Source organism: Methanosarcina sp. A14, assembly GCF_001729375.1.
GTDB classification, from domain to species: domain Archaea; phylum Halobacteriota; class Methanosarcinia; order Methanosarcinales; family Methanosarcinaceae; genus Methanosarcina; species Methanosarcina barkeri.
The window spans coordinates 1-11,209 of the sequence record NZ_LZPK01000177.1 but is presented as its reverse complement, the minus strand read 5'-3'; the positions used below and the strand labels follow the sequence as shown (position 1 = coordinate 11,209).

At 35.0% G+C, this 11,209-nt stretch carries 5 protein-coding genes; 2 read left to right on the top strand and 3 right to left on the bottom strand.

From position 1 onward, the window contains the following. Together A9239_RS19910 and A9239_RS09230 are read right to left on the bottom strand one after the other, a co-directional pair. Positions 1-214 (bottom strand): hypothetical protein (locus tag A9239_RS19910; RefSeq protein ID WP_218104591.1); only part of this gene is annotated, 214 nt, incomplete at its 3' end. Positions 215-3,180: 2,966 nt separating this feature from the next. Next, entirely contained in the window at positions 3,181-5,583 is a 2,403-nt protein-coding gene (locus A9239_RS09230) for a PocR ligand-binding domain-containing protein (protein WP_048116353.1), read from the bottom strand. Positions 5,584-6,567: 984 nt separating this feature from the next. Between A9239_RS09230 and A9239_RS09225 the strand changes: the two genes are divergently transcribed. Further along, positions 6,568-8,664: a PKD domain-containing protein gene (locus A9239_RS09225; protein WP_048116351.1), complete on the top strand. Its 2,097-nt coding sequence runs from the start codon at positions 6,568-6,570 to the stop codon at positions 8,662-8,664. Between the two features lie 382 nt (positions 8,665-9,046). Here A9239_RS09225 and A9239_RS09220 read toward each other — a convergent pair whose 3' ends face one another. After that, positions 9,047-9,838, bottom strand: coding sequence for a class I SAM-dependent methyltransferase (locus A9239_RS09220; RefSeq protein ID WP_048122647.1), 792 nt, complete (start codon positions 9,836-9,838; stop codon positions 9,047-9,049). 934 nt (positions 9,839-10,772) lie between these two features. Here A9239_RS09220 and A9239_RS20775 point away from each other — a divergent pair. Further along, positions 10,773-10,958 carry an adenosylcobinamide amidohydrolase gene (locus tag A9239_RS20775; protein ID WP_338041690.1) on the top strand — a complete coding sequence of 62 codons (186 nt, stop codon included), beginning with the start codon at positions 10,773-10,775 and terminating at the stop codon, positions 10,956-10,958. Positions 10,959-11,209 lie beyond the last annotated feature (251 nt).

Sequence of the window (11,209 nt, the reverse complement as noted above, 5' to 3'; positions counted from 1 at the left end):
GAGCTATTTCCTCAGAAAGAAAACGTATGCTCTGATTTCCCTGTTTGTGAAGAATTTCCAGGACACATCTTCGTCTGTCGTTCTGGAGGATTCCAAAGATATCACTTTTTGATAACTGTGCTTGATGGCTCTGGTTATCTGCTTCGATTTTCAGAGAATTATGTTCTGTTTTGACTTTATTAAGAACTTGCCTGATTAGATGGACATAACACATATTGTATTCCTCTGAAGCATAAGTTAAATCATGGCATCGCTCTCCAGAATCATGATCAACACCTTATTCTGAATTAACTGGATATAATAATTGCATAATAACAATCATTTTTTGACAGTTGTATGTTAATCACCATTAATTCAAAAAAGCTAGAATTCAAGAGTTTTGATCAAAAAGAAACAATAATAAATTCCGTCAACGTTTAAAGTCCAAAGCTTCTAATTTTTGATTTCAACCTTATGAACTCTAGTAAATAATTAATGATGATTTCGTATACAAATTATAATATTCTCTTCAAATTTAAGGGAGAATTTTCTCGTTCTAGATGTATTCAATGATTTTGTTATACACTTTCAAACTTTAACGAATTGCTTGAGAATGCTTTTAAAACTTGGTTAAATTCTTAAATTTCCAATAAATATGCGAAATTTACTTTTTCCCACATGATTTGAAGAAGATTCAAATTACGAGAATTTATTCTATAATGAAATTTAACTTCACAACTATTTAACGTTATAAATATTCAAATTATAACTATTCGACGTCATAATTATACAACTTTAGAACTACTGCACATTGCAACTACCTAACATTGTGATTATTTAACTAGATACTATAAAAAAATATCGAAATAAACATATACGAGTTATTGGCAAAGATAAAGACCAATCATTGTTGTTAACGTTTAAAGATTAAAGTTTGCATAGCATTTTTAAAGCTAGAGATAAAATATTCCAATCGGCTAAATATACAATAGATTTGTCGTAAAGTTGTAAAGTTTAATATTTGAGAAGTGGTGTAGTTGAGAAGTGGTGTAGTTGAGAAGTGGTGTAGTTGAGAAGTGGGATAGCTATGAAGTCAAATATGCCTTTTAAGTATATTTTTAAACTTGGTTATACATTGGTCATCGGTTAGGGAATTTTCTTGCCTGAAAATATCGATTCTGTATTAGAATCCAACCTTAAATTTTGGCCTCTTTATATGAAATCGATACTTTGTTCCAGCTCATAATTTATTAAAATATTTGGAAAATATTGAGGAAATTGAGGCAATTTATCACGATTTCTCACTTAATCGAAGACGCATGCTTGGTCATATTTGTTGTATCCTGAAATGAGTTCGCAGACTCAAAGCCATTTGGAAGTCAAATACATAATACAACAGCAAGCAACGCAAAATGTTAAACGTTTAGTAAATTCCAACTCTATTTTTATATTGTGGAATGGTTACGTAAAATGAAACAAATTCGAAGATAGAGTATAATAGTAGGCTACATATATGAGATATGTAGCTGCAATAAAAAAATTAAAAAAACGAAATGATTTTGGAATAAAAACCGTGCTTTCCGTGTTTTTCATAGTTGTAATATCCAAATTGAATCACTCCTCGCTCGGATGCGTTTTTAGTATTACAGAATTCCATGTGACTTGAAAATAATATTTGAGTTCATCCCAAAACTTGAAATTTGCTTCTTAGACTGTGTATTTTGAATAATCAATCAATCTTATGATCATAAAAATAATTCTGAGAATTCCCAATGATTAAGAGTAAAGTGGCTTTTGGGATAGACTCTTTACGTAATAAGCTGTAATTATTTTCTTATTATGTATTTATTTGAGAATCAATACATTAGATTTTGGAACGCAGTCTAATCGGTCTTAAAATGAAATCTGATTTTAAAATTGGAAAGGGGTTGAGAAGCGATTTCTTTGTGAAAATTTAACTGGAGTTTAAGATTTTACTGTATACACATCGAACAACAAATATAATATGAAATGTAACGAAAATTAGTCTGTTGGATAACAATTCGAAACATTTTAATATAAAACCATAGGATATAAACATAAAACAGCGAATAAAAATTATAATAAAATAAAAATTATAATAAGATAAAAAGAGACGTTAGAATAAAAAGTGGAATATTGGATAGCAAATCAAACTGTTTTATTATTGTATATAAAAAGCATAAGGAAATACATTTTGAATGAAATTAGATGGTTAATAATAAGATTTAAAGAATTAAACACAAGTAAAGGCAGTAGTGTATTGATTTTTCTGTAAAATTACAAATCTTAAGAGATCTCTGGGAAGAAAATACAGCTTCAGAAAAATTTACAATTACAGTCAGGAAAAATTTGGTATTGAATCCACAGCAAATTCGCAGTATTTTCTAAATAAATATACGTAACTAGTTCCATCAAAATCATTTGTTAAAAATTGAAAGAAAATATTTGGCGAACAAATCAAATTGCGTGCGGACACTCCACCCTAAACAGGCGGTCTGACAATCATTGTTAGTAATAAAAAGTAATATAAAAAGCAAATAAAGCCTTTAAATTAAAAAAAGAATTCTTTTATTACTGAAAATAATTGTCAGATAGCTTATGGAGGACAGGGTGTTCGTGACCCTCTGCGCTCCCGATGTGAGAAAAAATGTAATTAATTTATAATTTACACAAAGCGAAGTTAAATTATGAACAAGAGAACAGTGTTAATAATATTATATATGCTTTTTATAGTACTCATAATGCTATCATTATTTAAGTTTATGTAAAAACTCAAAACTTTTCATAACTATTTAGCTTATTAAACTAATATTAATAGCCACTTCTACTAAAAAAGGAGAAGAGAAGAGCTCCATAGCAAGTTATCTGAACTGGACTTTCAGAGTTTCTTACATTGTATAAGAAGCTTTGCACATCGGCATTACTGCTAATGCACATTCTGATAGGGTTATCCCAAATGGAAAGGATAGTAGTAAAGTAATTCTGGCATAACTTCTTGTCGCATGACATAAAAGTGCTTTCAAATATTCTTTTCCGAAACATGATAATAGAGCTCTTTTTTCAGAATTGGTCCCTGTCTAGTGTATACTTACCAAAGCAAGAAGCCATGTCAGAGGTGTCAGGTTCAGAGCCTGGTCTCGTAGGAATCGCACATTTCTTCGCACTAATTTTTCATTTATTTTATTGTGATTTTAGACCAGTTTGAGCCAGATTCCCTCTTTCTGTTACTGTAAATCTCATAATGAATTCTGTGCCATTGTTCCTTTTCAAGTCAAAATCCCCATCTAATTGGTCTACAAGAGAAGTTATAAGCTGAAATCCCAGACTATCAAGCTCTTCAATTTCAAGATTTTCAGGAATACCTATACCGTCATCTGAAACGGTTAGAATGAAATTAGTGCTCTTCTGGCCTTTGTTTATGTCTTTTATATACTCTTCGTTTTCCTCTCTATTAAGTTTAATTTGGATTTCTCCATCATCTCTATCAGGAAATGCATGCTTGAGGGAATTAGAAACAAGTTCATTGACAATTATTCCTAATGGGACTGCAGTATCCATATCAAACAACACGTTTTCTTCCAGATTCATGCTTAAGGTGATATTGGTGTTACCAAGCCTGTATGTTAATAAGAGATTCTCAGCAAGTTCCTGAATGTAAGGGGAAAAGTTTAGCGTCTCGAATCCTTCGCCTCTATACAGTTCCTCATGTATCAAAGCCATAGATATTATTCTATCCTGACTTTCTCTGAAGGCTTCCAGAACTTCTGAATCCTTAATATTCTCTTTATTTTTAAACTGTTCAGCCTGAAGATCCAGCAGAGAGGAAATTACCTGAAGGTTATTCTTTATTCTATGATGGATTTCCTTTTTCCGAGCAGTCTCAATATTTGCAAGAGCTTCTTCAGCTTCTTTTCTTTTGGTGATGTCAATATCCATCTCAAGGATCAGGGGAGAACCGTCAACGTCTGTAAATGGAAGGTCATAAGCATCAAAAATACCACCATCTGGTAAGGTAACCTGCCAATGATAGGGTTGGCCGGTTTCAAGTACCTTATATGCTTTACAGAACTCACAGGGTTCGGTACACCCAAAACAATACTCAAAACAGTGTTGATCGCCTAACTCGCCAAACTGCTCACGGAAACAGCGGTTTGCGAAGGCGATGTAATGGTCAGGTGTTAATAGAGCAACCATTACCGGCAACGCCTCCAGTACATCAAAAAACCGCTTCCGTTCAGTATCGACAGCTTCGGTAACCTTACGGCGTGATTCGCTCTCGCACAGCACCTCCTCAGCCTGCTTTAGCTTGGTAATGTCAGTCAGTACACCGTCCCAGATCGTTCGGCCGTCGGGCAGCCTGCGAGGACGAGAGTGCAACCGTATCCATTTAACCTGTTCTTCGGGAAGCTGAAGAGGTAATTCCATATCAAAATCTGACAATTCACGGGCACTTCGTATCTCGGCTTCGACGAGCCGTTCTAAGTACGTCTGCGGAACTTGCCTGTACAGCATTTCTGGATCACGAAGAACATCGGATATGCTGATGCCGAACAACCGCTCGATACCTGCGCTGAAATATAAGAAATTGGTACTGTTATCGGGCTCAAGGACATACTGATATACCGCGCTGTTTGGCAGGTTGTTGCTCAGGAGACGCAGCCGCTTCTCACTCTCTTGCAATGCATCAACCACAGCATCACGCTCAGCCAGCGATTGAGACAGCCTGGTATTGCTGTAGCCTAGCTGCGAAACCATATTGGCAAATGTTGTAAGAAAAGACATGCATGTGTCCACAGCTGCAGGGTCCAACCTCGGAACTTTCTTAAGAGCTGCTATGTACTCCTGTTCATTGAAGCTATATTTCCTGGCCTGGACTCGGAAAAATTCATAGTCTATAGGCTCACCCTCAAATAAGAACTGACCTGAAAAGGCGTAGCCAACGTGCCGGTCTCCCACAATAATGGGAGTCACTATATTCCACATGTTGTTTTTGCATTTATTCAGCTTAAATTCTCTCGAGAGAACACCTGATGATAGCTTTATGTAGTTTTCCATGCAGTGTTTGCAGGCTTCGGGATGAACCCTGTGGAATTTCGTGCAGATGTCCTGCCATCCAACACTTGACAGAATATTGCCTTTGAGATCAAACAGGGCTATTGGAATGCTAACAAGCTTATAGAAATCCTCCATCAGGGACTGGACAGCCTGGACATCAATAATACTGGCAAGTTCCAGATTTTTCATCTCTAGATCTTCACTTTCCTGAGGTTTTCCCTCAAGCTTTTTACTCTCACTTATGTCAAATCCATAAATGTTTACGCATTCTTCTTCAGGCAAGGGATGAAAAACGATAAAGTATACTCTTTTCCCCACTTTAATTTTTATTTTTTCAATACCTTTCTGGGAAATTGCCTTTTGAACAAAAATATTAATATGTGGAGGCAATTTTTCTCTAACTCCCACGCCCCACTCATGCAATAAAGGCTTTCCTGCATCATTAGAGTAAAGAACTGTACCATCCTTTGCCACACTGATCACAGGATTCGGGTTTATTGCCTCAGATTGCACCATTTTAGCTGTCATTATTCCCCTGATCTCCCTCTTTTACGCAATAAAATGCCTAATTTTAATGATAATGGAATAAATCAGTATATTAATTTTCATATTAATACAATTTTACTTATTATGTAATGAAGCATCATTTGCACTCACTTTATTTGTTAACATAAAGGTGTCTATTACAGTGCCTGTTCACATCGCTTTATTATCTAATTTGACCTTATTTCTTTTACGTTGCTGAGATATATTATGGCTTTAATATAATATATTAAATTCATAAAATATGCCGTTGACATTATCAAAGAACTTATTATTGATAAAATAACAATTAAGTTTGGAAGTAAAAAGGCAGAGTGATCTATAACTAAATAAAAGCCTTTAGATAAAGAACTTTTGTCAGAATGGAGTACTGTCATATATACTTCGTGATTTATTAATTATCGGCGTAAGGTAGGGATTTCTTATTCCTGTCCTTGCAATACTCAGTTTTTCCAGTTTATGTAGTTTCAGCAGTATTCTTTTACTTCTGTTCTTTTACCTGAGATAAAACACTCTTTAATAAACTTTACTTGTTGATAGCAAACAGTACCAGTAGTTTGAATCGCGACTTTCGCACTAATGTCCTTGAAGCTACTGTTCTTTGATTTCAAATATTATTCCAGGTTTTCTCCTTCCTCATTAAACTTTCATATTTATAAAATATTTTAGCTTTTTACAGTAGAATACTTCTTTTAAATACAAGTAACTGAGAGCACTTTTTACTTTATAAACAGCATAGAAAAAGTTATATCAGTTAAAAAATAGTAATATGGTGGGGTTATGGAAAAATGCATACTTCTTTAAAATAGATAGTAAAGTTAGATAGAGCTTTCCGAAAAATCAACAACGGCGTATTGTAAAATTATAACAGGTCTCTAAAATTGAGTGTCCATCTTTTTTGATATGCCAACTGTGAAAGTTATTGATCACAACCGCTTCGGATAGTCTCTAAATTAAACAGGTTTGTGTGTGATTTTTGGTGAGGAGTTTAAGATTTTTTGTGACAGTGCTTGCCCTTTCTTTTTTTATATTATTTTAAGCAGCCCTGCAGCTTTGGCGACAAACATCGTAATTGACAAACAGACTGGACCAGCTGAATCAGATCTTTTTCATACAACTAATTATGCAAACGATGCAGCCTGCATTCAGGCGGCACTGGATAAATCAAAAAGTGGGGATACAATTACTATCCATGAAGGGAACTACTATATTACAAAAATAATATATCAAAATGGTAAAAATCTGAAAATAATAGGCGAAGGAAAAGTAATTTTTCACATGAAAAATCCGGAAAAAGAAACTTACGGGATTTTATTCCGTGGATCATTGATCGCAAACAAAAAATTGAACACTAATGCCAATAAGGGCTCATCTCAAGTGGTTTTAACTGATGCTTCAAGGGTTCGCAAGAACGACCTGATAAAAATATGGAAAAATGTCAAGTGGTGTCCTCATGATTATTCTGATCAAATGACAGGGGAAATTTACGCTGTTAAAAATGTGAATGGAAATGTTGTCACTTTAAATCAACCACTCCATAGAGATTACAAATTATCTGAGAATGTAAAGGTCGAAGTATACAGACCTATTCAAATGAATATAAAGAACATAAGGATACAGGGTAGAGGTGCAACGACATCTCATCGTGGACTGGCTATGCAATATTGCAAGGACAGTTCTATTACTAATTCTTGGTTCAAAGATATTGGATTCAGTGCTATTTGCCTGTATTCCTGTTTTAATGTGAATATTAATAATAATGAGATTTACAATTCACTTCTTCCAGGAAGTGGATATGGCGTAAATGTGGCTAGCGGTTCGGCTTTTGTCAATATTGACCATAATCACATAGAAAACTGCAGGCATGCTATAACAGGCAATACAGCTGAACGCAAATCTTTAAATCGTGATGTTTTTATCACTGATAACACTCTAATAGGGGGAAACATCGATGGTTCTAGTGTTGTTGATTCCCATCCTGTTACTATTAGCTATGTCGTAACTAAAAACAAAATATACCCGCAACCAGGCTTTTTCGCTTTTTCAGATGGCACACAATATTCGACATTTTCTAACAACAAAATTTTTGGCGGATATGGAGGTATATCCAGACGCGGCAGCATTAATGATGGAATACATAGTTACGAAAATAATAAATTTAATGGTATGTCAGGTATTATGTATCTGGGAGGAAAAAGTGGAATCAATAACAAGCTTATAATTAAAAATAATGTTCAAAACAATGGGATATATGGAATTTATTTTCCAGGTCAGGAGAGTTTCAGGAATATAATAATAAGTGGGAACAGTTTCAGCAATCTTTCGCATAAAGGAGTATATCAGAAGTTTAGAATTAACGGAGTAAACTTAAATATCTCTAATAATAGGTTTACAGACATAAAACTGAATGGAATACATATAGATGGAAATTCGTTCAAAAGTAACATTGTGAAGATACAAAACAACATCTTAATAAATGTGTATCCACCGAATCTCTCTTATGGAATCATAGTAAAAAATGTTCAAAATGCCATAATTACTGGAAATAAGATATCAAAAACCCAAAAACCCAGCGTTCCTGTTGCTACATTTTATGCATCTCCAAAATCAGGAACAGTACCTTTAAGCGTGAAATTTACTGACAAAAGTACAGGAAAACCAACTAAATGGAAATGGAGTTTCGGAGACGGAAAATCGTCAACAGCCAAAAATCCAACTCATAAGTATTCTAAAGCAGGAAAATATACTGTTAAACTTACAGTAACAAATGCTGCAGGCAGTAACACAGCAATGAAATCAAAGTATATCATAGTGACAGCAAAACCGGTTGCTGTATTTTATGCATCTCCAAAATCAGGAAAAGTACCTTTAAGTGTGAAATTTACTGATAAAAGTACAGGAAAACCAACTAAATGGAAATGGAGTTTTGGAGATGGGACATATTCAACAGCCCAGAATCCAACTCATAAGTATTCCAAAAAAGGGAAATATACTGTTAAACTTACAGTAGCCAGTTCTGCAGGTAGCAATACAGCGACAAAGACAACATATATTAAAATTTCATAAAGGGTTAACTCTAAAAAAGTATGCCTTTTAGGGTTTAATATTTTTGCTGAAAATATATAATTTATGAGCTGATCCTTAAAAGCTTATCCAAAACTTAAAACTTGTTGAATAAAAAACAAAAGACAGAATGCGAGACAAAGATCCTCTCATCTTTATACTTAAGCTTTTAAGTCTTCTATACTTAAGCTTTAAAGAGTAGAGTGGAGTCCCATTGTTTTCAGTCACTTCCTTGAAACCCCTTGCCAGGTTCCTGGTAATCGAGCCTGTTTCCATATGTGATTAGCTTTCCATCGACCTTGATAAGTGGACCCTTTTCAGCTAAAATGCCGATGACAAATATTTTGTCTGCTGTGTGAAAGTCAAATATTTCTCCCAATAGGCTTCATTTCTTCCGATAAGCCTCAATTTCCAGCCTTTTCATCTGGACACGGACATATCCTTTGTCATCAGGTGGATAATTTTTCACAAGAAGAGTTACAAGTTCGTTTATAAAATCCTCTTTTAATTCTGGAGGTATCCGCTGTATATAAGGGTGCCAGGTTGAAGCAATCCAGGCGAAAAGTCTACTTTCTCCATGAAGAGCTATGTCTTTTGAGATCAATTCCAAACGCTTAATTAAAAAACCTGCATCTTTGAGCCATTTACCGTATTCTTCAGGTCCGTAAAAGCCATATGGAAATACAAAATCCCTGAAATAAGAACTCCATTTTTCGTTTTCAAGCATATAATCAAGAGTTTTGAGAATCTCTGCAGCGTTTCCTTTCCCACCAAGCTGGGCCAGGAATACTCCACCGGGTTTGAGGCTTTTCAAAAAACCCTTCAGAGCAGCTTCAGGAACCTTTATCCAGTGAAGAACAGCATTGGAAAAGACAATATCGAACTCAGAGTCAAAAGTAAGTTCACTTGCATTTGCTTGCATAAAAGCAAGGTTTGGAAACTTCTCTTGAGAATAATGATTCCTGGCAAAAGTAATCATCTCTTCAGAGAGATCGATTCCTAGAACAGAGCCTTCAGGTAGGTTTTTTGCAACTTCAGCACTAAGTTTTCCGTCCCCGCAGCCAACGTCCAGAAACCTTTCATTTCCTTTCAAATTCAGCTTTGCAAGAAGTTCAAACCCCCAGTTTTTCTGAGCTGAGGAATTCGAAGAATAAAGTTTTGGATCCCAGGAATACATAAAAACCATTTGTATTTTATCTAGATATTTAACAGTTCCGGCTTCATCAGGTGTCAGGTAGTTTCGAGGTATTAGGTAGTTTCGAGGTATTAGGTAGTTTCGAGGTATCAGGTAGTTTCGTAGTGAACATTAGAAAATTCTATATGAAAAATACTATAACAAAGCATGCTTGAGGTTTTAACTTTCGTGAATATAACTAGACTCCAAAAATAGCGGAACCTTGCCTCTATTTCTTCGTGCCATTTGGACATGGACTGCCAGAAGACGGAAAAAACAGAGTGATCATTATCGTGTAGACTATTGTGTAGACTAAAATATCCAGTATTTGCGTTAATTCAAAAACAGTTAAACGTTTACTCAACTGCGAAATTTATGAGAAACAGAATATATACCATACAGAACACTTATAACAAAAAAGACACCTGCAACAATTAGAAACCCACAAAAGCCAAAAACGGCATAGAATGCTCCAAAAATGATATAAAAGATTCCAGAAAGAATAATAAGAGCTAACCAGTATGAATAGTACTTATTATCCATAATAGTAATTAGGCAAACAGTAATAAGTAATTTGCCATGTTTGGAAAGAAGAGCGTTCGCAAGAACTTTCAAATTAGACCACTACCGCTTTGCGCCCTTTTACAATCAAATTTGTGCTGGCGTACCCCGCAGCAAGCTATATGGATATTCGGCTAAAAAGCATAAATCACATATAGGAAATAAATAAAAATATGCAATTGTACTCTTTTCCGTGAAAGAGGAGCAATTTTATGCAGTACTATGTGAAGAACAGTTCCTTTATAATCAAAAGAGATTTTGAAGCCGTGAGCACGGGTTTAAACGGCGACCGTGCACGAGTAAAGTACCTATTCAACAAACAGGTGCCAAGAACGTTTAATTCCCTGACCCTCGTGAGTTCTTAAAAGAAGAAACACTGAAACTGGGCCTTGAAGAAACTCACTTCGTTCTCCTTACGGCTGTAAAAATGGAATATATTCAGGTAATAGAAAATGACTGCCTGACAGCTTTCATAACCGCTGGCTTGAGCAACGGCTCAGAATTCAGGGCAAAAGTCGGAACCATAAATATAATTCTAGTCCATGCGTCTTCGGTTAAGTGAGGAATCATGATAAATTGCGTCAATTTCCCAACATTTATTGAATAGTTTACCTTAATATTTACCGACTATAACTTAATATTTATGGATGCACAATCTGTGTCTCAAGAGTGAAACATGGGTCATACCCTGATCTTTTTAAATCATTGTGAGTATAAGCATATGGGGATACTTATGGAAGAAAGAGTAAATGTTTTTGAAACTGCCGGGGAAAACTGCTGCGTTGCTGCCTGTGGTCAGAAAGTTTATGATAT

What these genes read in the sequence shown, in the direction of transcription:
- A9239_RS09230 (WP_048116353.1), bottom strand. Translation starts at nt 5,583, where the DNA reads ATGACAGCTAAAATGGTGCAATCTGAGGCAATAAACCCGAATCCTGTG.
- A9239_RS09220 (WP_048122647.1), bottom strand. Translation starts at nt 9,838, where the DNA reads ATGTATTCCTGGGATCCAAAACTTTATTCTTCGAATTCCTCAGCTCAG.